The 23,820-nt window shown below is 64.8% G+C and carries 24 protein-coding genes and 1 pseudogene; 17 read left to right on the forward strand and 8 right to left on the reverse strand.

Annotated elements, in window-relative coordinates:
- The first annotated feature begins 24 nt into the window (after positions 1–24).
- The 3 genes from ACX36O_RS07840 (at position 25) to pth (ending at position 2,339) form a co-directional block, all read left to right on the forward strand.
- On the forward strand, positions 25–984 hold the full coding sequence (locus ACX36O_RS07840; RefSeq protein WP_213360818.1) for a ribose-phosphate pyrophosphokinase: 960 nt from the start codon (positions 25–27) through the stop codon (positions 982–984).
- Between the two features lie 97 nt (positions 985–1,081).
- On the forward strand, positions 1,082–1,693 hold the full coding sequence (locus ACX36O_RS07845) for a 50S ribosomal protein L25/general stress protein Ctc (protein ID WP_213360819.1): 612 nt from the start codon (positions 1,082–1,084) through the stop codon (positions 1,691–1,693).
- Positions 1,694–1,766: 73 nt separating this feature from the next.
- The gene (gene pth, locus ACX36O_RS07850) at positions 1,767–2,339 is read left to right on the forward strand and encodes an aminoacyl-tRNA hydrolase (RefSeq protein WP_213360820.1); all 573 of its coding nucleotides are present in this window, start codon (positions 1,767–1,769) and stop codon (positions 2,337–2,339) included.
- Positions 2,340–2,423: 84 nt separating this feature from the next.
- Here the strand turns inward: pth and ACX36O_RS07855 are convergent, their stop codons facing one another.
- On the reverse strand, positions 2,424–2,690 hold the full coding sequence (locus ACX36O_RS07855) for a YfhL family 4Fe-4S dicluster ferredoxin (RefSeq protein ID WP_213360821.1): 267 nt from the start codon (positions 2,688–2,690) through the stop codon (positions 2,424–2,426).
- Between the two features lie 113 nt (positions 2,691–2,803).
- Here ACX36O_RS07855 and ACX36O_RS07860 point away from each other — a divergent pair, with 113 nt between their 5' ends.
- From ACX36O_RS07860 to ACX36O_RS07875, 4 genes are read left to right on the forward strand one after another with little or no spacing between them, the layout of a single operon-like run.
- Positions 2,804–3,763, forward strand: coding sequence for an ABC transporter permease (locus ACX36O_RS07860; protein WP_213360822.1), 960 nt, complete (start codon positions 2,804–2,806; stop codon positions 3,761–3,763).
- Positions 3,764–3,795: 32 nt separating this feature from the next.
- Positions 3,796–4,674, forward strand: coding sequence for an ABC transporter permease (locus tag ACX36O_RS07865; RefSeq protein WP_488359643.1), 879 nt, complete (start codon positions 3,796–3,798; stop codon positions 4,672–4,674).
- Positions 4,674–5,738, forward strand: a complete 1,065-nt coding sequence (locus tag ACX36O_RS07870) for an ABC transporter ATP-binding protein (protein WP_213360825.1) — start codon at positions 4,674–4,676, stop codon at positions 5,736–5,738. Before ACX36O_RS07865 ends, ACX36O_RS07870 begins: the two co-directional genes overlap by 1 nt.
- Positions 5,735–6,520, forward strand: coding sequence for an ATP-binding cassette domain-containing protein (locus tag ACX36O_RS07875; protein WP_213360827.1), 786 nt, complete (start codon positions 5,735–5,737; stop codon positions 6,518–6,520). Before ACX36O_RS07870 ends, ACX36O_RS07875 begins: the two co-directional genes overlap by 4 nt.
- 100 nt (positions 6,521–6,620) lie before the next feature.
- Here the strand turns inward: ACX36O_RS07875 and ACX36O_RS07880 are convergent, their stop codons facing one another.
- Both ACX36O_RS07880 and ACX36O_RS07885 read right to left on the reverse strand, forming a co-directional pair.
- On the reverse strand, positions 6,621–8,114 hold the full coding sequence (locus ACX36O_RS07880) for an ABC transporter substrate-binding protein (protein ID WP_213360829.1): 1,494 nt from the start codon (positions 8,112–8,114) through the stop codon (positions 6,621–6,623).
- A gap of 180 nt (positions 8,115–8,294) precedes the next feature.
- Positions 8,295–8,978 (reverse strand): histidine phosphatase family protein, encoded by a 684-nt coding sequence (locus tag ACX36O_RS07885; RefSeq protein WP_213360831.1) that lies wholly within the window; start codon positions 8,976–8,978, stop codon positions 8,295–8,297.
- Positions 8,979–9,148: 170 nt separating this feature from the next.
- Between ACX36O_RS07885 and ACX36O_RS07890 the strand changes: the two are divergent.
- The 8 genes and pseudogenes from ACX36O_RS07890 to ACX36O_RS07925 all read left to right on the forward strand — a co-directional run.
- Positions 9,149–10,330, forward strand: a pseudogene (locus ACX36O_RS07890) (GspE/PulE family protein); the annotation flags it as partial.
- Positions 10,323–11,546, forward strand: a complete 1,224-nt coding sequence (locus tag ACX36O_RS07895; protein WP_213360833.1) for a type II secretion system F family protein — start codon at positions 10,323–10,325, stop codon at positions 11,544–11,546. The pseudogene ACX36O_RS07890 and the gene ACX36O_RS07895, both read left to right, overlap by 8 nt.
- On the forward strand, positions 11,546–12,418 hold the full coding sequence (locus tag ACX36O_RS07900) for a prepilin peptidase (protein ID WP_213360834.1): 873 nt from the start codon (positions 11,546–11,548) through the stop codon (positions 12,416–12,418). Before ACX36O_RS07895 ends, ACX36O_RS07900 begins: the two co-directional genes overlap by 1 nt.
- 79 nt (positions 12,419–12,497) lie before the next feature.
- On the forward strand, positions 12,498–13,133 hold the full coding sequence (gene coaE / locus ACX36O_RS07905) for a dephospho-CoA kinase (protein WP_213360835.1): 636 nt from the start codon (positions 12,498–12,500) through the stop codon (positions 13,131–13,133).
- On the forward strand, positions 13,130–13,885 hold the full coding sequence (zapD, locus tag ACX36O_RS07910) for a cell division protein ZapD (protein ID WP_488359644.1): 756 nt from the start codon (positions 13,130–13,132) through the stop codon (positions 13,883–13,885). Before coaE ends, zapD begins: the two co-directional genes overlap by 4 nt.
- Before the next feature lie 7 nt (positions 13,886–13,892).
- Positions 13,893–14,111 (forward strand): DNA gyrase inhibitor YacG, encoded by a 219-nt coding sequence (locus ACX36O_RS07915; protein ID WP_213360837.1) that lies wholly within the window; start codon positions 13,893–13,895, stop codon positions 14,109–14,111.
- A gap of 68 nt (positions 14,112–14,179) precedes the next feature.
- A complete protein-coding gene (gene nadB / locus ACX36O_RS07920; protein ID WP_213360838.1) occupies positions 14,180–15,868 on the forward strand; it encodes an L-aspartate oxidase in 1,689 nt (562 codons plus the stop codon).
- A gap of 8 nt (positions 15,869–15,876) precedes the next feature.
- On the forward strand, positions 15,877–16,515 hold the full coding sequence (locus ACX36O_RS07925) for a LysE family translocator (RefSeq protein WP_250131010.1): 639 nt from the start codon (positions 15,877–15,879) through the stop codon (positions 16,513–16,515).
- Positions 16,516–16,519: 4 nt separating this feature from the next.
- On the opposite strand, the gene sstT is transcribed toward ACX36O_RS07925, so the two are convergent.
- The 3 genes from sstT to nadA form a co-directional block, all read right to left on the reverse strand.
- The gene (gene sstT, locus ACX36O_RS07930; RefSeq protein ID WP_213360840.1) at positions 16,520–17,728 is read right to left on the reverse strand and encodes a serine/threonine transporter SstT; all 1,209 of its coding nucleotides are present in this window, start codon (positions 17,726–17,728) and stop codon (positions 16,520–16,522) included.
- A 209-nt stretch (positions 17,729–17,937) separates the two neighbouring features.
- Positions 17,938–18,792 (reverse strand): carboxylating nicotinate-nucleotide diphosphorylase, encoded by an 855-nt coding sequence (gene nadC / locus ACX36O_RS07935; RefSeq protein ID WP_213360841.1) that lies wholly within the window; start codon positions 18,790–18,792, stop codon positions 17,938–17,940.
- A 28-nt stretch (positions 18,793–18,820) separates the two neighbouring features.
- A complete protein-coding gene (gene nadA / locus ACX36O_RS07940; protein ID WP_488359645.1) occupies positions 18,821–19,969 on the reverse strand; it encodes a quinolinate synthase NadA in 1,149 nt (382 codons plus the stop codon).
- Between the two features lie 179 nt (positions 19,970–20,148).
- Between nadA and ACX36O_RS07945 the strand changes: the two genes are divergently transcribed.
- Positions 20,149–20,973 carry a lysophospholipid acyltransferase family protein gene (locus ACX36O_RS07945; RefSeq protein ID WP_213360845.1) on the forward strand — a complete coding sequence of 275 codons (825 nt, stop codon included), beginning with the start codon at positions 20,149–20,151 and terminating at the stop codon, positions 20,971–20,973.
- Positions 20,966–21,751 carry a glycosyltransferase family 2 protein gene (locus ACX36O_RS07950; RefSeq protein ID WP_213360847.1) on the forward strand — a complete coding sequence of 262 codons (786 nt, stop codon included), beginning with the start codon at positions 20,966–20,968 and terminating at the stop codon, positions 21,749–21,751. The genes ACX36O_RS07945 and ACX36O_RS07950 overlap by 8 nt, the downstream gene beginning before the upstream one ends.
- Positions 21,752–21,754: 3 nt before the next feature.
- Here ACX36O_RS07950 and ACX36O_RS07955 read toward each other — a convergent pair whose 3' ends face one another.
- Both ACX36O_RS07955 and fabG read right to left on the reverse strand, forming a co-directional pair.
- Positions 21,755–23,068: a cation:proton antiporter gene (locus tag ACX36O_RS07955; protein ID WP_213360848.1), complete on the reverse strand. Its 1,314-nt coding sequence runs from the start codon at positions 23,066–23,068 to the stop codon at positions 21,755–21,757.
- The gene (gene fabG / locus ACX36O_RS07960) at positions 23,065–23,808 is read right to left on the reverse strand and encodes a 3-oxoacyl-ACP reductase FabG (RefSeq protein WP_213360850.1); all 744 of its coding nucleotides are present in this window, start codon (positions 23,806–23,808) and stop codon (positions 23,065–23,067) included. The genes ACX36O_RS07955 and fabG overlap by 4 nt, the downstream gene beginning before the upstream one ends.
- Positions 23,809–23,820: the final 12 nt, after the last annotated feature.

The following is a 23,820-nucleotide window of genomic DNA, read 5'->3' on the forward strand; positions in this document are numbered from 1 at the left end:
CCTTTTGTATTGCCGGAAGCTGACATGCAAAACTTCGATTCCGATTTCCTCGTCTTCACCGGTAACGCCAACCCCAGTCTGGCGGAAGAAATCGTCAAATCGCTCGGCACCTCCCTGGGTGAGGTTCAGGTCGGCCGCTTCTCCGATGGCGAAGTCACCGTCGAGATCAAGCAGAACGTGCGCGCCCGCGACGTATTCATCGTCCAGCCCACCTGCGCCCCCACCAACGAAAACCTGATGGAACTGCTCATCATGGTCGACGCGCTCAAGCGTGCATCGGCCGAGCGCATCACGGCAGTCATTCCCTACTACGGCTACGCCCGCCAGGATCGCCGCCCGCGTTCCACCCGCGTGCCGATTTCCGCCAAGGTCGTGGCCAACCTGCTGCAGACCGTGGGCGTGCACCGCGTACTCACCATGGACCTGCACGCCGACCAGATCCAGGGCTTCTTCGACATTCCGGTGGACAACATCTACGCCTCCCCGGTGCTGCTGAGCGACCTGCGCCAGAAGAACTACGAAGACCTGATCGTGGTCTCGCCCGACGTGGGCGGCGTGGTGCGCGCACGCGCCCTGGCCAAGCAGCTGGGCTGCGATCTGGCCATCATCGACAAGCGCCGTCCCAAGGCCAACGTCAGCGAAGTGATGAACATCATCGGTGACATCGACGGTCGCAACTGCGTGGTGATGGACGACATGATCGACACCGCCGGCACACTCGTGAAGGCTGCCGAGGTGCTCAAGGAGCGTGGCGCCAAGAGCGTATACGCCTATTGCACGCACCCCGTGTTCAGCGGCCCCGCCATCGAACGTATCGTCCAGGGCACGGCGCTGGACGAGGTCGTCGTGACCAACACCATTCCGCTGTCGCCGCAGGCGCAGCAGTGCAAACGCATTCGCCAGCTCTCCGTGGCTCCGCTGATCGCCGAGACGATCACGCGCATTGCCCACGGCGAGTCGGTCATGAGCATGTTCTCGGAGTAATTCCACTCCGGAACCAATCGGGTGCACCGGATATCCGGTGCACTTTTACAACCTGGGTACACACTGGTCGCGGTGGTACCCCCAATGGAGAAAACCCATGAAAGTCGTCGCTTTTGAGCGCGCCAAGCAAGGTACGGGTGCGAGCCGCCGCCTGCGCAATGCTGGCAAGGCCCCCGGTATCATCTACGGTGGCACCGCCGAACCCCAGCTGATCGAGCTGGATCACAACGCCCTGTGGCACGCCCTGAAGAAGGAAGCATTCCACTCTTCCATCCTGGATCTGGAAGTTGCCGGCAAGACCAGCCAGGTCGTGCTGCGAGACGTGCAGTACCACCCCTACAAGCAGCAAGTGCTGCACGTGGATTTCCAGCGCGTGTCCGCTACCGAAAAACTGCAGTTCAAGGTGCCGCTGCACTTCCTGGGTGAAAACGACTCCCCGGCCGTCAAGCTGGAGCAGTGCATGGTCGCCTACATCGTGACCGAACTGGAAGTCAGCTGCCTGCCGGCCGACCTGCCCGAGTTCATCGAAGTGGACCTGACCAAGGTCGTCAAGGGCGACGTGGTCAAGCTGAGCCAGATCCAGCTGCCCAAGGGCGTGGAAGCCATCGCCCACGGCGAAGAAGACCCGGTGCTGGCCAGCGTTGTGGCCCCGAAAGGCCCCGGTGCCGACGAAGAAGCTGCCGAAGGCGAAGAGCCCGCAGCCGAGTAATTCCGGCCTGCATCGTCAGCAAGAAGCCCACTTCGGTGGGCTTTTTCATGCCCTGCACTTACACTATCTCGCCATGATTCAATTGATCGTCGGCCTGGGCAACCCGGGCCCGGAATACGAAGCCACCCGCCACAATGCCGGTTTCTGGTGGGCCGAAGCAGCAGCGCGCAAGCTGGGCATCACGCTCAACCAGGAGCGCAGCTATTTCGCCCAGGTGGGCCGCACCAACGTCGCCGGCCATCCGGTGTGGGTGATGCTGCCGCAGACCTTCATGAACCGTTCAGGCCAGGCTGTGGGTGCGCTGGCGCGCTTCTTCAAGATTCCGTCCGAGAACATCCTGGTGGTGCATGACGAACTGGACCTGGAGCCCGGCCAGGTCAAGCTGAAAAAAGGCGGCGGGCATGCCGGCCATAACGGGCTGCGCGACATCCATGCGCAACTGGGTACGCCGGACTACTGGCGCCTGCGCCTGGGCATCGGCCATCCTGGCGTGAAGTCCGAAGTGGTGAACTGGGTGCTGAAGAAGCCCTCGCTCGATCACCGCATTGCCATCGAGCAGGCCATCGACCACAGCCTGCGCGCCCTGCCCGACCTGCTGGCGGGCGACATGGTGAAGGCGACCAAGGACATCCATACGGCGCCTTGACGACGGCTGCCGCGCACCGATGGCGTGGCGCCTGCCTGCGTCAGGCGAGCGGCGCCCTGTACGCCGGGAGTCGCCCGGCCGAAATCAGCCGCGGCTCTTCAGGGTTTCCTGCTGCAGGCGCTCGTATTTCTGCATCAGCTGCTCGCGGCTTTCCACATGCTGCGGGTCGACCGGGATGCAGGCCACCGGGCACAGTTGCACGCACTGCGGCTCATCGAAGTGGCCGACGCATTCGGTGCACTTGTCCGGATTGATCTCGTAGATGTGCTCGCCCAGATAGATGGCTTCGTTCGGGCACTCGGGTTCGCATACATCGCAGTTGATGCAGTCGTCGGTGATGATCAGTGCCACAGTAGCCAGTCCTTCCTTTCAGGGGGTCCCTCGGTCGAAGGACAAAACGCCGCTATTATCGCAAGTGCGGCGGCGCCTTGCCGCCATTTGCTGTCCGTATCCACTTCTGCCTCATGGGTCTGTATCTTGCCAAACGCCTGCTCAGCCTGCTGCTGACCCTGCTGTTCACATCGGTGGTGGTGTTTGGCGTGCTGGAAGTGCTGCCCGGCAATGCCGCCCAGGTGATGCTGGGGCCGGACGCCAGCCCCGAAGCCGTGGCCGAGCTCTCGCGCCAGCTGGGGCTGCATCTGCCAGTGCATACGCGCTACCTGGCCTGGGCCGGCGGCCTGCTGCAGGGCGACATGGGCATCAGCCATGCCTACAGCAGCCCGGTCTGGCCGCTGATTGCCGAGCGGCTCGCACTCACCATCCCGCTGGCCGTGTTTGCCATGCTCATCACCAGCGTGCTGGCACTGGTGATCGGCATCTATGCGGCTTCTCGCCACAACAAGCCGGCCGATATCGCGGTGATGGGAATCAGCCAGATCGGCATGGCGGTGCCCAATTTCTGGTTTGCGATCGTGCTGATCCTGGTGTTTTCGGTGCAGCTGCAGTGGTTCAGCGCCGGCGGCTTCGATGGCTGGCGCGCAGGCTTCTGGAGCGGCTTGCAGAGCCTGTTGCTGCCGGCGATTGCGCTGGCGGTGGTGCAGACAGCGATTCTGGCGCGCATCACGCGCTCGTCGGTGCTGGAGGTGATGCAGGAGGATTTCGTGCGCACGGCACGCGCGCGCGGCCTGAGCGAGCGCGCGACACTGTGGCGCCATGTGCTGCGCAACGCCATGATTCCGGTGCTGACGGTGATGGGGCTGCAGTTTGCCAACCTGCTGGCGGGCACCATCGTGGTGGAGAACGTGTTTTTCCTGCCTGGGCTCGGGCGGCTGATTTTCCAGAGCATTGCCAACCGGGATCTGGTGGTGGTGCGCAACTGCGTGATGCTGCTGGCCGCGATGGTGATCGTGGTGAACTTCGTGGTGGATGTGCTGTATGCGGCGATTGATCCGCGCCTGCGCCACCGGGGGGGGAGCAGCCAGTGAACACGCCAGCCAATGTTTCCGGCTCCCATGCCATGACACCCGCCGCGACCACCGTGACCAGTGCACCGCGCGTGAACCGCCTGCGTGCCCGTGCCTGGCGCCATCCGGGCCTGTGGATGGGTGGCGGGCTGACGCTGCTGCTGGTGTTGGCCGCCCTGCTCTCCTACGTCTGGACCCCTTGGCCGCCGCTGGAGATGCACCTGGAACGCAAGCTGCTGCCGCCCAGCGCCAGTCACTGGCTTGGCACGGACGTGATGGGGCGCGACGTGGTGTCGCAGCTGCTGGTAGGCGCGCGCAGCTCGATCTTCGTGGGGGTGATTGCCGTGGGTATCGGTCTGGTCATCGGCACGGCTCTGGGCCTGCTGGCCGCCGCGCGGCGTGGCTGGGTCGAAGAACTGATCCTGCGCATGACCGACGTCACCTTCGCATTTCCGGCCATCCTCACCGCCATCATGCTGGCCGCCGTATGGGGACCGGGCATGGTCAACGCCATGATCGCCATTGGCATCTTCAACATCCCGACCTTCATCCGGGTGACGCGCGCCGGCGCCAATGCGTTGTGGACGCGCGAGTTCGTGCTGGCGGCGCGCGCCTGCGGCAAGAACCGCTGGCGCATTACCTGGGAGCACATCCTGCCCAACATCCTGGCCATCCTGATCGTGCAGGCCAGCATCCAGTTTGCCATTGCCATCCTGGCCGAGGCCGCGCTGTCCTACCTGGGCCTGGGCACGCAGCCGCCGCAACCGAGCTGGGGCCGCATGCTGGCCGATGCACAGACGCTGATGTTCAGCCATCCCATGCTGGCGGTGTATCCGGGGGTGGCGATTGCGCTGGCGGTGCTGGGGCTGAACTTCCTGGGCGACGCCCTGCGTGACCTGCTCGACCCCAAGATCAGCGAGGGAGGCCGCTGATGGCATTGCTGGAAGTCCGCGACCTGAACGTGATGGTGCGCACCCATCGGGGTGTGGCAGCCGCCGTGCGCAACATGCGCTTCACGCTGGAGCGCGGCGAAACCCTGGGCGTGATCGGCGAATCGGGCAGCGGCAAGACGCTGGCCATGCTGGCCCTGATGGGCCTGCTGCCGCGCAACGCCTGGGCAGAAGGCAGCATCGTGTTCAATGGGCAGGAGCTGGTAGGAGCCAGCGAAAAGACATTGTGCGCCCTGCGTGGCGATGATTTGGGGATGGTGTTCCAAGAGCCCATGACGGCACTGGATCCACTGCAGCGCATCGGCGACCAGGTGGCCGAGCCGCTGCGCCAGCACCGCGCCATGGACCGGCGGGCAGCGTTGGCCCATGCGGTCGAACTGCTGGACCGGGTCGGCATTCCCGATGCACGTGAGCGGCTGAACGACTATCCGCACCAGTTTTCCGGCGGACAGCGCCAGCGCATCATGATCGCGGCCGCGCTGGCCTGTGACCCGGATGTGCTGATCGCCGACGAGCCAACCACGGCGCTGGACGTGACAGTGCAGGCGCAGATCCTGAACCTGTTGCGCGACCTGGTGGCCGAACGCGGCATGGCGCTGATCCTGATCAGCCATGACCTGGCCGTGATTGCGCGCAATGTGCAGCGCATGATGGTGCTGTACGCAGGTGCCGTGGCCGAATCGGGCAGCACGAGCGAAGTCTTTGCGCGCATGGCGCACCCCTATACCCGTGCGCTGCTGGCGGCACGCCCGCGCATTGGTGCGCCACGCGGTGCGCCCTTGCAGACCATTCCGGGTCGCGTGCCGGACATGTTCACGCCACCGCCCGGATGCCGCTTCGCCGGCCGCTGCAGCTTCGTGCAGGACGATTGCCGTGGGCAGGAGCCGCCGCTGTTCGCGGTACCCGTCCATGCAACCCCGCAAGCAATACACGGCGGCACACCAGAGATATTGTCAGCGCAGGCGGCCATAGCGGTAGACACAGGGCGCCAGACACCGTCTGTCCCTCATCTGGCGCGTTGTTATCACATGCAGCTCACGCCATGACGACTCCGCTGCTCCAGGTTACCGATCTCAAGCGCCACTACCGGCAGCGCCGGCAGAGCCTGTTCGTGCCGCCGCGCATCACGCGGGCGCTGGATGGCGTGACGCTCAGCCTGCAGGCCGGCCAGAGCCTTGGCATCGTGGGCGAATCGGGCAGCGGCAAGAGCACGCTGGCCCGGCTGGTGATGGCGCTGGACCAGCCGACCAGCGGCACGGTGGAGATTCTCGGGCGCAAGGTGCATGCGCTGCCGCCGCGTGAGCTGCAACAGGCCCGACGGGATTTCCAGATGGTGTTCCAGGATCCCTATGCCTCGCTCGATCCGCGCCAGGATATCGAGCGCATCGTGACCGAGCCGCTGCACACCTACGGCGCAGGAACCGAGGCGCTGCGCGCCCAGGCCATCGACGCCCTGCATGCCGTGGGCCTGCAGGAAGCCGACCTGGACAAGTATCCGCACGAGTTTTCGGGCGGCCAACGCCAGCGTATCGCCATCGCACGCGCGCTGATCAGCAGTCCCAAGCTGATCGTGGCGGACGAGCCGGTGAGCGCGCTGGATGTGTCGGTGCAGGCGCAGGTGCTGAACCTGATCCGGCGGCTGCAGACCGAACACGGCATCAGCTTCATGCTGATCAGCCACGATCTGGCCGTGGTACACCATGTGTGCGACCAGATCGCGGTGCTGTATCAGGGCAAGGTGGTGGAATATGCGCCGACCGAGCAGTTGTTTGCCGAACCGCAGCATCCCTATACGCGCCAGTTGCTGGCCGCCGCACCACTGCTGTAAGGCCGGGTTTCGGAAACGGAGAGGCACCCACAAGAAGTGGGCGCCTGTTCACGCAATGTCAAAAAGCGTCACCGCTACAGGCGGGCGCTCCGGCAAGCCATCAGCCCCACGACAGCGCCGACAGGTCGTTGACAAACACCGGCATGTCCTTCCACACGCCCTTGAGCTTGCTGCTGCCCACGGTGATCCACTGCGGCTGGTACAGGTAGGCGCTGACGGCATCCGACGCCACGAGGCGCTGCGCCTCGGCGAGCTGGCGCGCGCGCTGCTCGGGATCGGCCGTCTGGTTGATGCTGGCAAACAGCGCGTTGAAGGCCTCGGACTGGTAGTTCCAGTAGTAGTCCGGCTTGGCGAAGTTGCCGAAATCGAAAGGTTCGACATGGCTGATGATGGTCATGTCGTAGTCCTTCTGGCCATAGACGTTGCTCAGCCACTGGGCCCACTCGATGTTTTCGAGCCTGGCCGTGATGCCGACCTTGGCCAGCATGGCAGCGATCACCTCGCCGCCCTGGCGCGCGTAGGGCGGCGGGGGCAGCTTGATGGTGATTTTGAGGTCCTTCACGCCAGCTTCCTGCAGCAGCAGCCTGGCCTTTTCGGGATCGTAGGGGTTGACGCCGGTGGTGTCCACGTAGCCCAGCGCGCCCGGCACATAGTAGCTGCCGATCGGCACGCCAAAGCCGTCTGCCGCACCGTCGATCACGCCCTTGCGGTCGATGGCCGCGGAAATGGCGCGGCGCACGCGCACATCGTCCAGGGGCTTGCGCGCGTTGTTAATGGCCAGGATGGTCTTGGCACGCGAGGCACCCACCAGTACCTGGAAGCGCTTGTCGGTCTTGAACTGGTCCAGGCTGCGCGCCACCTGCACGCGCGAGAACAGATCCACGTCGCCGGACAGCAGCGCCGCAGCCTGCGCCGCGGTGTCGGAGATGAAGCGGAAGGTTGCGGCCTGGATGGCAATCTTGTCGGCCGCACGGTATTCGGGCCATTTCTTCAGCGACAGCGATGCGCCCTTGCGCCACTGGTCCAGCAGGTACGGGCCGGTGCCCACCGGAGCCGTGGCGTTGCTGGCCACGCTCTTGGGTTCGACGATGATGGCCGTGCCCTGCCCCAGCAGGAAAGGCAGATCCGGATTGGGCTCGGTGCCCTGCAGCACCACGGTGTATGCGTCGGGCGTGCTGATGCCGCTGAAGCTGGCAAACAGGCGCTTGTCCTTGTTGGTGCTCTTCTCACCGGCTGCGCGCTCGAAGGAGAACTTGACGGTTTCGGCATTGAAGGGCTCGCCGTTGTGGAACCTCGCATCCTTGCGCAGATGGAAGGTCCAGGTCTTCTGGTCGGCCGACTCCCACTTTTCCGCCAGCAAGGGCTGCACCGAACCGTCGGGCTGGATCTTGGTGAGCGTTTCGAAGATGTTGTAGAGCGTGATCTCGGAAATGGCCGAGGCCGCGCCGGCCGTGGGATCCAGCCCCGGCGGCTCAAGCACCATGCCCAACGTCAGGTCGCTCTTGCGCTCCTTGGCACAGCCCGCCTGCAGGCTGAGCGCACCCGCGCCCACCGTCCAGGCAAGACCCGAAAGCAGTACTGATCGACGATCCATTCCGATTCTCCCAATGGCCCGCCATGCGGGCATGCATGCTGCACTGCAGCGTTTGAGGGTTTTATACCACTGCTATGCCGCCCGGGAAGCCCGAAATGCGGATTGCGGGGGCGATGTGACTTATTGCACGATCCACAGGCCCGGTGCCCCGTTGCGGTGAATGCCTGGTGTGGCAGGGCTTCAACGCCCCCGCAATTTGCGCTGGTCGTAGCGCGGCTGCTCCGGCAGATCGGCCACATGGCGGGCATCGGCCCAGTCGTGCAGATGGAAACGCCGGCCATCCCAGCGCATGTGGTTGAGCCCCACGTTGGGAATCTCGCAGGTGCGCGGGCCGGACAGCGTCTGTCCGGTCAGGTGGCGCCAGGCCATATCCACCACGCCGCCGTGCGAGAACACCAGCACGCAGCTGTTTTCGGGGGCTTTCTGGTGATGCGCCAAGGCAATGTCGTTGAGGGCGCCCATCACGCGCTCGTGAAACTGGCGGGTGCTTTCGCCGGACGGCAGCGCGTAGTCGGCGCTGAATTGCATCCAGCTTTCCACGTCATCGGGATAGGCTGCCCTGGCCTCTTCGAAAGTCAGCCCTTCCAGCACGCCGAAGCTCTGCTCGCGCAGGGCCGGTTGCAGCATGGGAGCGGCATGCGGCGTCTGCTGCAGCGAAGTCTGGGCAGTCTGCACGGCGCGTTGCAGGTCGCTGCTGTAACTGGCGGCCACCCGGTGCAGGATGCCGTTGTTGCGAAAAGCCTGTGCCAGCCGGCCGGATTGCAGCAGGCCGGTGGCATTGAGCGGGATATCCGCATGCCCTTGGAAGCGCAAGGAACGGTTGGCATCGGTTTCACCGTGACGGATCAGGATCACTTCAAGCATGCCTTGATTCTACGGGAGGCGATGACAAAGATTTGTCAGGGTTTTGTGACGGTGTGGATGGTTGTTTTTGTTAAAATATTACTACTTTTATAGTATATTTATTGGGTATCATGCAAGCCCAGCCCCTGTTTCCCCATCGCAGCGCCCCGGGACCGTCCATCGTGCCTGCAGCCGCTTCCGACTCCGACGAAGCCTCGGTCGTCACGCTGCTGCACGACTTGCTCGAACAGGCCATTGCCCTGCGCAGTTCCGACCTGCATTTCGAGCCTTACGAGGACCGCTACCGCGTGCGTTTCCGCATCGATGGCGTACTGCAGGAACGCATGGCGCCGCCGCTGGCGCTGCGCGAGCGGCTGGCCGCGCGCATCAAGGTACTGGCCCGGCTCGACATTTCCGAGCGCCGCTTGCCGCAGGACGGGCGCATCAAGTTCCGCCTGGGACCGGAGCGCATGGTCGACCTGCGCGTGAGCACGCTGCCGACACTGTTCGGCGAGAAAGTGGTGATCCGGGTGCTCGATGCCGCGCATGTCGGCCTGACCCTGGAGGAACTTGGCTATCCGGCGCACGACCAGGCCCTGATGGAAGAAGCGATTGCACGCCCGCACGGCATGGTGCTGGTGACCGGCCCCACCGGCTCGGGCAAGACACTCTCGCTGTACGCTTGCCTGCAACGGCTCAACCAGCCCGGCGTGAACATCGCCAGCGTGGAGGATCCCTGCGAGATCCCGCTGCCCGGCATCAACCAGGTCAATGTGCACGAGAAAGCCGGGCTGGGCTATGCCAGCGCCCTGCGCGCCTTTCTGCGACAGGACCCCGACGTGCTGATGGTAGGGGAAATCCGCGACCTGGAAACGGCCGATATCGCGCTGAAGGCGGCGCAGACAGGGCATCTGGTGCTATCCACGCTGCATACCAACGATGCCCCCTCCGCCATGACCCGGCTGCGGCACATGGGCGTGGCGGCCTACCATCTGGCTGCCAGCCTGAGCCTGGTCAGCGCGCAGCGGCTGGTACGGCGCCTTTGCGAGCAATGCCGTAAACCGGTGCAGCTGTCACCGGAACAGATGCTGGCGGCGGGATTTGCACCGGAGGCGGTTGACGGGCCCCGCCTGGCTTATCGCCCGGTGGGCTGCCCGGCGTGCAGCAATGGCTACCGCGGGCGCACCGGCATTTTCCAGGTGATGCCGGTGAGCGATGCGCTGCGCACCCTGATGCTGGCCGATGCCCCGCTGACTGCCCTGGAGACGCAGGCACGCGCCGAAGGACTGCGTTCGCTGCGTCAGGCCGGGCTGGACAAGGTTCTGCAGGGCGCAACCTCGCTGGCCGAAGTGCTCACTGCCACACATGGATAAGCTGGCTGTTTCCCTTCATGCTGCGCCTGCCTTGCGCAACTTCCGCTGGCAGGCGCTAGACCGGCGTGGACAGCGCCAGCGCGGCCTCTGGCAGGCCGCCTCCCCCGCCGAACTGCGTACCCGGCTGCTGCGGCAGGGCATGCAGCAGATCCGCATCCGTCCCGCGCCATTCTGGGCCAGGCAGCGGAGCAGCGCTGCAGAGCTGGCCCGCTTCACGCGCCAGCTGGCCACCATGCACCGTGCCGGTGTGCCCCTGCTGCAATGTCTTGATCTGGCCGGCCGCAGCAGCCCGCCCGCCCTCGCCGGTGTGCTGCAGACCGTGCGCGAGGGCGTGGAACATGGTCAGCCGCTGCACCGCGTGCTGCGCCAGCACCCACGCCATTTCGATGCGCTGTACTGCAGCCTGGTGGAGGCCGGCGAGCTCTCCGGAACGCTGGATGCCGTGCTGGCACGCCTGGCCCAGGATCTGGAACAGGCTTGTGCCCTGCGTGCCCGAGTGCGATCTGCCCTGCTCTACCCGTTCACCGTGCTGCTGGTCGCCATCGCTGTCGTCACTGCGCTGATGCTGTGGGTGATTCCCTCCTTCGAACAGACCTTTGCCTCGCTCGGCGCCGCCTTGCCCTGGCCCACCCTGCTGGTGATCGAGGCCAGCCGCTGGGTGCAGGCGCAGGGTGGCTGGCTGCTGCTGGCTTTGGCTGGCAGCGTGCTCGCGTTTCGTGCAGGGCTGCGCCGCCATGCCACAATGCAGCACACCATGGATCGTCTGCTGCTGCATCTCCCGCTGCTTGGCCCCCTGGCGCGCAAGGCCGTGACTGCGCGCTGGGCGCGCACGCTCGCCACGCTGTTTGCTGCCGGCATTCCGCTGGCCGAGGCACTGCCTGCCGTTGCCGGCGCTTCGGGCAACCTGGTGTTTGCACAGGCCAGTTTGCGTATCCGCCAAGCGCTGCTCGGCGGGCGCAGCTTTTCGCAGGCGCTGGAGGAACAGCAGCTGTTTGCCCTTCTGGTGGTGCAGATGGCGGCTGTCGGCGAGGAATCAGGCGCACTGGACACCATGCTGGCCAAGGTGGCCGATTACGAAGGCAGCGAACTCGACGAAGGCCTGCGTGGTCTTTCCAGTTTGCTGGAACCGGTCTTGATGGTGGTGCTGGGCCTGCTGGTGGGCGGCGTGATATTGGCGATGTACCTGCCGGTATTCAGCCTGGGGCAGGCGCTGTGATGCCGCTGGGCTGGCCCCAATGGCTGCTGGCAGTCCTGCTGGGACTGATCGTCGGCAGCTTCCTCAATGTGCTGATCCACCGCCTGCCGCGCATGCTGGAAGTGGCCTGGGAGGCGGATCATGCCGCATGGCTGCTTGCACAGCAGGATGTGCCAGGGCATCGTGCAACTCACCAGACTGCACAGCGCTTCGACCTCTGGCTGCCCGCCTCGCACTGCCCTGCCTGCAACACCCCGCTGCGCTGGTTCGAGAACATCCCCCTGCTCGGCTACCTGTGGCTGCGCGGTCGCTGTGCGCATTGCCAGGCAAGGATTTCGCCCCGCTATCCGCTGGTGGAACTGTCCTCTGCCGCACTGGCGGCTTACTGCGCGTGGCGCTACGGCCTGACATGGCCGGCGCTGGCCTGGTTCTTCTTTGGCGCCATCCTGCTCAGCCTGGCACTGATCGATTGGGCCACCACTTACCTGCCCGACAGCCTGACCCTTCCCCTGCTCTGGGCCGGCCTGCTGGCCGCAGCAACAGGGCTCACGGGCACCCCCTTGCCGCAAGCCGTCTGGGGAGCCGCCATCGGCTATGCCAGCTTGCGTCTTGTGTACGAGATCTTCCTGCACCTCACCGGCAGGGAAGGCATGGGCCACGGCGATTTCAAGCTGTATGCAGCCATCGGCGCCTGGCTGGGCTGGCCTGCCCTGCTTCCCGTGTTGCTGGTGGCCTCGGTCAGCGGCCTCGTCGTCGGTCTGATGCTGAAATTCTACGGTCGCTTGGGCGAACAGGGACAGCTGCCGTTTGGCCCCTTTCTGGCCTTGGGCGGCGCACTCGGATGGATTATGGGCAGCAACTGGCTGCTGCAATTGCTGGCACAGGCCCGCTAGCAGTTATATTTGCAGCATGCGCCGCCCGCAGCAGGACGGCCCGCACAAGAACCATCCGCAGACGCGGGAGACACGACACATGCACACCTGGCATATCGGCCTGACCGGTGGCATCGGCAGCGGCAAGAGCACGGTGGCCGAGCTGTTCCAGCACCATGGGGCGTTCCTTATCGACGCCGACGCCATTTCGCGCGCCACCACCGCCGCGGGAGGCGCCGCCATTACGCCCATACGCCAGACCTTTGGCGACCGCTTCATCCAGCCCGACGGCGCGCTGGACCGCAACGCCATGCGTGAACTGGTGTTTGCCCAGCCCGATGCCAAGCGCCAGCTCGAGGCCATCGTGCACCCGCTGGTGCTGCAGCAGATCCAGGACAGCGCGGCGCAAGCCATCCACCAGCAGGCGCGCGTGGTGCTCTATGACATCCCGCTGCTTACCGAATCCAGCCACTGGCGCAAGCGCCTGCAGCAGGTGATCGTGGTCGATTGCGACACCGACACGCAGATCGCCCGCGTGATGCGCCGCAACCAGCTCGCGCGCGAGGCGGTGGAAGGCATCATCGCCAGCCAGGCCACGCGGCAGCAGCGCCACGCCATCGCCGATGCCGTGGTGCAGAACGGCAGCAACATCACGCTGGAGCGTTTGCGCGCACAGGTGCAGGCCCTGGCGCGCCATTTCCACCTTATCATTGGCCCCAAAGGAAACGCCGCGTGATCTTGTTCGAATACCCCTTCAATGAACGCATTCGCACCTATCTGCGGATGGAGCGCCTGCTCGACCGGTTCAACGAACTCGCCGCCCGCACCACGGCCATCGACCACCACTTTGCCCTGATCACGCTGTTCGAGTTGCTGGAAGTCTCCAGCCGCTCCGACCTGAAAGGCGAGATCATGCGCGATCTGGATCGCCAGAAGCAGCACCTGGCCGGCTACCGCGGCAATCCGGCGGTGGAAGAATCCATGCTGAACCAGATGATCCGCACCGCGGAAGACTGCTTCCAGCGGCTGGAGCAGATGACCGGCAAGATCGGCCAGCCGCTCACCGACAACGACTGGCTGATGACCATCCGCAGCCGCGCGGCGATTCCCGGCGGCACCTGCGAATTCGACCTGCCGGCCTACCACGCCTGGCTGCATCTGCCCGAGAGCCAGCGCCAGTACGCGCTCAAGGGCTGGATCGGCGCCTTCAAGGCGGTGGAAGACAGCGTGCGCATGCTGCTCTCGCTGCTGCGCAACAGCGGCCATACGCAGAAGGTCAGCGCATCGAACGGCCAGTTCCAGCGGAACCTGCCGCAGAACCGCAACTTCCAGCTGCTGCGCCTGAGCATCGACCCGAACCGCCGCGTCGTGCCCGAGATCAGCGCCAACCACCTGATGGTGGCCGTGCGCATGATGCGCGAGGATGCCGAAGGCCATCTGGCCCTGCATCCGGCCGACATCGATTTCCAGCTCACCCTCTGCGCCTGAAGTCGCCATGGCTGCATCGACCCCACCCCAGGAAGTCGCGCCGGCCAAGATCGTCGTCTGCCCGCAATGCGGCGGCGACAGCGTCTATGCGCCTTCCAACCCCTACCGCCCGTTCTGCAGCGAACGGTGCAAGAAAATCGACCTGGGTGCCTGGGCCAGCGAAAGCTACCGCATGGAGCAAAAGCCCGGCACCGAAGAGGAAGGCTACGAGCCGCCTGATTCCTGAGTTTTCCGGACAGGCGGCCATGGCTCCCGCAAGGAGTGCGGCCACTGTCCGCTTTCCTGATTTGCCCCATGTCCTCCCCTGAAATTTCCATCTCCTCCACCGGCGATCAATCTGCCCTCCCCGTCGTCATCGTGGGCGCCGGGCTTGCGGGCCTGGCCGTGGCCCTGCATCTGGCGCCCAGCGTTCCCGTCATCATGATTGCCAAGCGCAAGGTGGAGGAATCCGCCACCACGCGCGCCCAGGGCGGTATCGTCGGCGTACTCGGCGCCGATGACAGCATCGAAAGCCATGTGCACGACACCCAGGAAGCCGGCGCCGGCATCGTGGATGAAGACACGGCCCGCTTCATTGCCGAAAACAGTGCCGAGGCCATTGAATGGCTGGTACAGCAAGGCGTTCCGTTCACCCACGACCCGAGCGGCCCGCTCGGTCTGCACCTGACGCGTGAAGGCGGCCACACCGTGCGCCGCATCGCCCACGCGGCCGATGCCACCGGCAAGGCCATCCACGAAGCGCTGCTCGATGCCGTGCGCAAGCACCCCAACATCACTCTGCACGAGCGCTGGATGGCGATCGACGTGATTACGGACAAGCACCTGGGCGATGCCGGCCAGCACCCGATCAAGAACTGCTACGGCGTGTATGTGCTCAACATCGACGAAGGCAAGGTGCTGACGATTCCCGGGCGTGCCGTGGTGCTGGCCAGCGGCGGCGTGGGGAAGGTCTACCGCTACACCACCAACCCGGAAACCTCCACCGGCGACGGCATCGCCATGGCCTGGCGCGCCGGTTGCCGCATCGGCAACATGGAGTTCATCCAGTTCCACCCGACCTGCCTGTATCACCCGCTGGAGCGCAATTTCCTGATCACCGAGGCACTGCGCGGCGAAGGCGGCCTGCTCAAGCTGCCGCTCAAGGATGCGGATGGCAACATCCACACCGAGCGCTTCATGCCGGCGCACGACCCGCGCGCCGAGCTGGCACCGCGCGACATCGTGGCCCGCGCCATCGACTTCGAGATCAAGAAGCACGGCCTGGACCATGTGCTGCTGGATGCCACCCATCTGGGCGAGGCTTTCCTGAAGGAACACTTCCCCACCATCTACCAGCGCTGCATGGAGCTGGGCATCGATATTGCCAAGGATCCGATCCCGGTCGTGCCGGCCGCACACTATACCTGCGGCGGCGTGGTCACCGACCTGAACGGCCAGAGCGATCTGCACGGCCTTTATGCCGTGGGCGAGACCACCTACACCGGCCTGCACGGCGCCAACCGTCTGGCCAGCAACTCGCTGCTCGAATGCGTGGTGCTGGGCAAGAGTTGCGCCGAAATGATCATGCAGAAGGCCATTCCCAGCCAGCCGAAGCTTCCCGAATGGGATGAGAGTCAGGTGGAGGATGCCGATGAACAGGTGGTCATCGCCCACAACTGGGACGAGTTGCGCCTGGTGATGTGGAACTATGTGGGCATCATGCGCACCACGCGCCGTCTGGAGCGTGCACAACATCGCATCAACATGCTGAAAGCCGAGATCGACGACTATTACGCCAACTTCAAGGTCAATCGCGACCTGCTGGAACTGCGCAACCTGGTCGACTGCGCCGACCTGATCGTGCGCAGCGCCATGAGCCGCCACGAAAGCCGCGGGCTGCACTATGTGCGCGACTATCCTGATCTGCTGCCGGCCAGCTTCCCGACCATCCTGTTCAAGAACGTGAACAAGCGCGGCGGCAAGAAGGCCAAGAAGCTGCGTTGAGCATGGACATGCTGCTGTCTCCTGACGTCGCCATAGGGTTCTTCGGCATCGCCGTCCTGCTGGCACTTTCGCCCGGCCCGGACAATCTGTTCGTGATCACCCTCTCGGCCCTGCGCGGCGTGCGTGCGGGGCTGTGGGTGGTGCTGGGGCTGTGCAGCGGGCTGATCGTGCATACGCTGGCGGTGGCCTGGGGCGTGGCCGCCTTGTTCGCCGCCTCGGCCACGGCGTTTACGGTGCTCAAGCTGCTCGGCGCCGCCTATCTGCTGTATCTAGCCTGGGGTGCCTGGAACGCGCCAGCCAGCGTGGTGGACGATAGCGGCGGCCCGTCGGTGCCGGACATGACACCGATGCAGGCCTGGCTGCGCGGTGTCATCATGAACCTGACCAACCCCAAGGTGATTCTGTTCTTCCTGGCCTTCCTGCCGCAGTTCAGCAATCCCGCGCGTGGCAGCGTGGCCGTTCAGACCTTTCTGCTGGGATTGATCTTCATCCTCGCGGCCGGACTGACCTTTTCCACGCTGGCCCTGCTGGCCGGGAGCATCGGGCGCAAGCTGCAACGCTCCGCCAGCGCGCAGACCTGGCTCAATCGGAGCGCCAGCGTGGTGTTTGCCGGGTTGGCACTCAAGCTGCTGGTGTCGCAGCGCTAGGCGCTCAGCGGGCGCGCATCACCGGATCGGCAGCGGCCGTGAACAGCACGTCGGTCGAGGAGTTCAGCGCCGTCTCAAACGCATCCTGCAGCACGCCGATCACGAAGCCGACACCAACGACCTGCATGGAAATGTCGTTGGGAATGCCGAACAGGCTGCACGCCATCGGGATCAGCAGCAACGAGCCGCCCGCCACACCGGAGACACCGCAGGCAGCGATGGACGCCACCACGCACAGCAGCAACGTGGTGCCGAAATCCACCGGGATGCCCAGGGTATGCACGGCTGCCAGTGTCAGCACGTTGATGGTAACTGCCGCTCCGGCCATGTTGATGGTGGCGCCCAGCGGCAGCGAAATGGCGTAGGTGTCGCGGTTCAGGCCCAGACGCTTGGCCAGCTCCATGTTTACCGGAATGTTGGCCGCCGAGCTGCGCGTGAAGAAGGCCGTCACGCCGCTCTCGCGCAGGCACGTGAAGACCAGCGGGAAGGGATTGCGGCGCGTCATGACGGCAACGATGATGGGGTTCACCACCAGCGCCACCACCAGCATGCAGCCGATCAGCAGCCCCAGCAGGGTCAGATAATGCACCAGCACATCCCAGCCGGAAGTCAGCACGGAGTCGGCCACCAGACCCATCACGCCGAACGGCGCGAAGCGGATCACCAGACGCACCACCCAAGAGACGGCATCGGAGACGTCGACCAGGATTCTGTGCGTGGCGCGATCGGCATGGCGCAGGCCCAGGCCGAGCACGATGGCCCAGGTCAGCACACCGATGTAGTTGGCATTCATCAGGGCCTTGAACGGGTTGTCGACCATGCTCAGCACCAGGTTCTTCAACACCTGGATCACGTTGCCCGGGGGCGAGAGCTCTTCGGTGACAGGCTTGAAGGTCAGCTCCATCGGGAACAGGAAGCTGCCGCCGGCCGCGACCAGGGCGGCGGCAAAGGTGCCGACTGCATACAGGACCAGCACGGTGCGCATATTGGTCTGCACGCCTTTTTCATGGTTGGCGATGGAGGACATCACCAGCACAAATACCAGCAGCGGTGCCACAGCCTTGAGCGCCCCCACGAACAGCGTGCCGAACAGAATCGTGGCCCGGGCTGCATCGGGCCACAGGATGGCGAGCGCAATGCCCACCATCAGGCCCATGAAAATTTGCGTCACCAGCGAACCATGCCGGATGAAATGCTTGATCGAATCCATCATCAGAAAGCCTCCCTGGATGGCGGCCGGATCACGGGACGCCATCGGTCGTTATGCCAGCCGGGCCGGATGGGGGCCTGACCGGAGAAGCGGCAATTTTAGGGGAAACCTTTAACGAAACTGACAAATTTTCTTGCAGCCGGCACAGGCGGCTGTGGCTCGCACGCCACCACTCAGGGAAAACGCCTAAACGTTGCAGGGCGCTCCTGCCGTCAGCCGACGATACGCAGAGAGTAATCGGTGGCCACCACGTCCTTGGTCAGCTTGCCGATGGAAATGCGGTCAACACCGGTCGCGGCGATCTCGCGCATGGTATCCAGCTGCACGCCACCCGAGGCTTCCAGCAGAGCGCGGCCGGCCGTCAGCGCCACGGCGTCGCGCATGGCCTGCAGGGTGAAGTTGTCCAGCAGCACACTGGTGGCACCGGCCTCCAGCGCCTGCTGCAGCTGGTCGAGGTTTTCGACCTCGATCTGGATCTCCACGCCGGCATCGAGCGCGCGGGCGTTGTCCAGCACCTGCGGAATGCCTCCAGCGGCGGCGATGTGGTTCTCCTTGATCAGGATGCCATGCCACAGCGCCATACGCTGGTTCTGGCCGCCACCGACACGCACGGCGTATTTCTGCGCCTGGCGCAGGCCGGGAATGGTCTTGCGCGTGTCCAGCACGGCACAGCCCTTCTCCGACACGCCGGCAATCGCATCCACATAGCGGCGCGTGAGCGTCGCGGTACCACTGAGCAGTTGCAGGAAGTTGAGCGCCGCGCGCTCGGCGGTAAAGATGGAACGCGCCTCGCCGCGGATGTGGCAGACATCGGTGTTGGCGGCCATCCGGTCGCCTTCCTCGTAGTGCCACTCCAGCGTCAGGTCCGGATCGACCCCGCGCATGCAGCCCTCGAACCAGGCACGGCCGCACAGCACGGCCTCTTCCCGCACCAGCACGCGAGCTGTCACCGGCTTGGGAACCGGAACCAGCTGGCCGGTCCAGTCGCAGACACCGATGTCTTCCGTGAGGGCATCGCGGATATTGCGGATGCGGGCTTCGTCGAGGGATTCGTTGAATTCAAACATGATGGGCTACAGCAGATCAGGTAGAAAATCAGGCGGCGCCGATGCCGGGCGTCATGCCCGCCAGACGTCCGCCGTCCTTGACGACCAGCGCCTCAGGGTGCTCCTTGACAAAATCCAGCATGCGCGTAATGCAGCCCGCTGCCTTGCGGCCCACCTCGGGGTCGACAAATACCTCGCCGCTGCCCTGCTCCAGGCAATCGACCACGCCCTGCAGCGCGTTCATGGCCATCCAGGGGCAGTGCGCGCAGCTCTTGCAGGTAGCGCTGTTGCCGGCGGTAGGCGCCTCGATCAGCGTCTTGCCGGGTGCCAGCTGGCGCATGCGGTGCATGATGCCGTTGTCGGTGGCAACGATGAAGGTTTCGCCCTCGGCACCGTCGATCACGGCCTTGAGCAGCTGCGAGGTGGAACCAACCACGTCAGCCTGCTGCACCACGCTGGTGGGCGATTCGGGATGTACCAGGATTTTGGCGCCCGGATACTGCTTGCACAGCAGATCCAGCTCCAGGCCCTTGAATTCGTCGTGCACGATGCAGGCACCCTGCCACATCAGCATGTCCGCGCCGGTCTGCTGCTGGATGTACTTGCCCAAATGGCGATCGGGCGCCCACAGGATTTTCTCGCCCTTGTCCTTCAGGTGGTTGACGATGGCGAGCGCACAGGAGCTGGTCACCATCCAGTCGGCACGCGCCTTCACCGCCGCGCTGGTGTTGGCATAAACCACCACCTTGCGATCCGGGTGGGCATCACAGAAGGCGCTGAATTCGTCGATCGGGCAGCCCAGATCGAGCGAACAGGTCGCGTCCAGATCTGGCATCAGCACGGTTTTTTCCGGGCTCAGGATCTTGGCACTCTCGCCCATGAAGCGCACGCCGGCCACGACCAGCGTCTGTGCCTCATGGTCGCGGCCGAAGCGCGCCATTTCGAGCGAATCGGATACACAGCCGCCCGTGGCCAGCGCCAGATCCTGCAAATCGCCATCCACGTAGTAGTGCGCCACCAGCACGGCATTGCGCGCCTTCAGCAGCTCGGCGCTTTTCTGCATCAGCGCATCGCGCTCGGCCTTGTTCAGCTGCGGCGGCACCTTGGCCCAGGCGTGGGCGGTGCATGTGACGCCTTCTGCGTTCTGCAACGGGTAGTCAAACTCCTTGCTGATGGGAATGGGCGTGGAAGCGGTCATGGCTTGTCTCTGGTCTCTCGATGTGTTCCGGCAACAGTTGCTCCGGCAACGTGCGTGGTGCGCTATTGTGACGCAGAAAGCCTGTGCCGGAAGAGAACAGGTTTGGTCGAAAGGACGCATTACAATGCCTCGCAGCACTGTTCCGTGATCACTTGCACGGATTTTTTCCTCCTTCTTGCATGTCCGCGCCGCAGCAGCCCGACCATCCCCCGCACCGCTCCGCTTCAGCCCCTGCCAGTGCCGGAAATCCCCTGCTGCGCCTGTATGCGCCGGTGGCCATGGTGATCGGCCTCGTCTCGCTGGCGGCGATCTGCCTCACCTGGTATCCGTTTGCCATGCTGGTGGGCCTGTTGCCGCTGCCGGGCACGCTGCGTCGCCGCATCGGCCGCGGCGCGATCTTTGCCGGCACACGCCTCTACACCTGGATCCTGCGCAGCCTCTGCTTTGTGCGGCTGGACCTGAGCGCGCTGCAACAGCTGCGGCAGGAGCGCGCGCTGGTCGTCGTGGCCAACCACCCTTCCCTGCTCGACGCCATCCTGTTCATGTCGCAGCTGCCCAATACGGTGTGCGTGATGAAGGCCTCGTTGCAGCAGAACATCCTGTTCGGCGCCGCCACGCGGCTGGCGCATTACGTCAGCAACGCCTCGCCAATGCAGATGGTCCGCCAGGCCTGCGACGAGTTGCGGCGCGATGCGCATCTGGTGATCTTTCCCGAAGGCACGCGCACCTCGCAGTGGCCGATCAACCCCTGCAGCCCGGCCAGCGCCATCATGGCGCAGCGCGCGCCTGCGCCCATGCAGCAGGTATTCATCGAGATGAGCACGCCGTACCTGGGCAAGGGCTGGCCGCTGTTCAAGCCGCCGGTGCTGCCGCTGGTCGTCACTATGCGGCTGGGCCAGCGCATCGAGGCGCCGGGCGAGCAGGTGGCGGCCGACATCGCCCGCCAGTTCGAGCAGGACATGCGCGAACATTTCGCAGCCCCTTCCAGTTCCAGCCATGTCTGATACCCCGAGCGCTGCCGGCGCGCCCCTGCCTTCACGCACCCATCTGGTGCTGATCCCGAGCTACAACCCCGGGCCGAAAGTGCGCGAAACCGTGCTGGGCGCGCGTGCGCAGTGGAATCCGGTCTGGGTGGTGGTGGATGGCAGCACCGATGGCAGCGCCGCCCTGCTGCAGCGCATGGCGGACGAGGACAGCGGGCTGAAGGTGCTGGTGCTGCCGCAGAACAGCGGCAAGGGCTCTGCCGTGCTGCACGGCCTGCGCCGCGCGGCCCAGGAAGGCTTCACCCATGCGCTGACCATGGATTCGGACGGCCAGCACCCTGCGCACCTGATTCCGGCATTCATGCAGCAGTCGCAGCAACAGCCGGAGGCCATGGTGCTGGGCAAGCCGGTGTTCGATGCCGGCGCGCCGCGCCTGCGCGTGAACGGGCGCAAGGTGTCCAATTTCTGGGCCAACCTGGAAACGCTGTGGAACGGCATCGGCGACTCGCTATACGGCTTTCGCGTCTATCCGATTGCCCCGCTGGCACGCATCATGCAGCGGCAGCGCTGGATGCGCCGCTTCGATTTCGACCCGGAGGCGGTGGTGCGCCTGTCGTGGAGCGGCGTGCCTGCGCTGAATATCGATGCACCGGTGCGCTACTTCCAGGCCAGCGAAGGCGGCGTGTCGCACTTCAAGTATTTGCGCGACAACACCCTGCTCACCTGGATGCACACGCGGCTGTTCCTGGGGTTTGTGCTGCGGCTGCCGCTGCTGATCTGGCGCAAGCTGGCGCGTTGAGCGCTAGTCCGCCGTCACTTCCTCCGGCACATGGGTCTTCACCTGCCGGTAGCCCAGCTTCGGCAGGTAATGCCGCAACACCGGCGTGGTGATCACCGTGCTCACGATCGCCATGATGACCAGCATGGTGAACACGTTCTTCGAGATCACGCCCAGGTCGTAGCCGATGTTGATCACGATCAGCTCCATCAGTGCGCGCGTGTTCATCATCACGCCGACGATCTGCGACTCCCCGTGCGACATGCCGGCTGAACGCGCGGCCAGGTAGGACGGCAGATACTTGCCGATGCAGGCGGCCAGCACCACGATGGCACACCAGCCCCACAGGCCCAGACTGTCCAGCCCGCCGATGTCGGTGCGCAGCCCGGTGTAGGTGAAAAAAATCGGCAGAAAGAACACGTTGACGAACTGCCCGATGTGACGCCGCCAGGCTTCCACGAATTGCGGCTGGTCGTGCAGCAGCACCCCCAGCATGAAGCCGCCGAAGATGGCAAAAATGCCCAGCTTGTAGGTCACGATGGCACTGAGGAACACCAGCACCAGAATCACGCCCAGCAGGTTGTTGCTCCAGTCTTCGCCCCCGCCCAGGTGGCGCACACACCAGCGCAGCAAGGGCCGCACGCCCCACCAGCACACTGCCACGTACAGCACCAGCAGCGCCAGGGTGGAGCCGAATTGCGCGGCATCGAAACCGGACACCGCCAGCATGGTCACCAGCGCCAGCAGCAGCCAGCCCACCACGTCATTGATGGCGGCCGCGCTGATGGCAATCACCCCCAGCGGCTTGCGCGCAATGTCGAACTCGATCAGCATGCGCCCCAGGATCGGCAGTGCCGTGATCGAGAATGCCGTGCCCACGAACAAAGCCGCTGCCGTGGGATTGGCCTGTGGCGTGAGGATGGGCGTCATCCAGTAGCCCAGCGCATAGCCGAAGCCGAACGGCACCACCATGCTGGCCACGGCGATGCGCGTCACGCTGCGCCGATGTTCCTTTTCAGCGAGGTGGGAGAATTCAAATTCCATCCCGATCTGGAACATCAGCAGAATTAACCCTATCTGTGAAAGAATCTGCATCGCGTCGCCCGGCGTGGAGCGGAACACGAAATTGAAGGCATCCGGCCACAGCCAGCCGAACAGCGTCGGGCCGAGAACAATGCCGATGATGATCTCGCCCACGGCGGCAGACTGTCCCCAGCGCAAGGCCAGGTTGGCACCAATGCGGCCGGCCAGCACGATCACGCACAGCTGCAGCAGCGTGAAGAACAGCAGCAGTTCGCTCTTGTGCACCCCGGACAGGGCTTCGCTGGCGACGCTCATGCGTACAGGCCCCCGTTGATGGAAATGGTCTGGCCGGTGATGTAGGCAGCTGCGTCCGATGCGAGGAAGGCGACCAGTTCAGCCACCTCTTCCGGCTTGCCGGCGCGTTTGGCGGGCACCATGTCCTTGATCAGCTTGTCGTCGAACACGCCTTCGGTCATGCTGCCGGCGATGATGCCGGGCGCCACGGCATTGACCGTGATGTTGCGGCTGGCCAGTTCCAGCGACAGCGCGCGGGTGGCTGCCTGCAGCCCGCCCTTGGCAGCGGCATAGTTCACCTGCCCACGGTTGCCGGCCAGCGCCGCCACCGAGGAAATATTGATGATGCGCCCCCAGCGCTGGCGCACCATGGGCATGGTCAGCGGCTGTGTGACATGGAAGAAACCATCCAGATTCACCTGCAGCACGCGCTGCCACTGCGCGGCCGTCATGCCGGGGAAGGCGGCGTCGTCATGCACGCCGGCGTTGTTGACGAGGATGTCGATGGGGTGCTGCTCCAGCAGGGTGGCGAGCGCCTGCTGTACGGCAGCCGCATCGGTCACGTCGAACACGACGGGATCGGCACTGCCGCCTGCCGCGCGGATCGCCTGCACCACGGCATCTGCACGGGCCGGCTGGCTGCTGGCATGCACCCAGACATGGCAGCCGGCCTGGGACAGACGGCGGGCGATGGCGGAACCGAGATCGCCGCTGGCGCCGGTCACGAGCGCATGGCGCTGACGGGAAGAGGAAGAGGACATTGCGGGAAAAGT

Source organism: Brachymonas sp. KE5 (assembly GCF_057773645.1).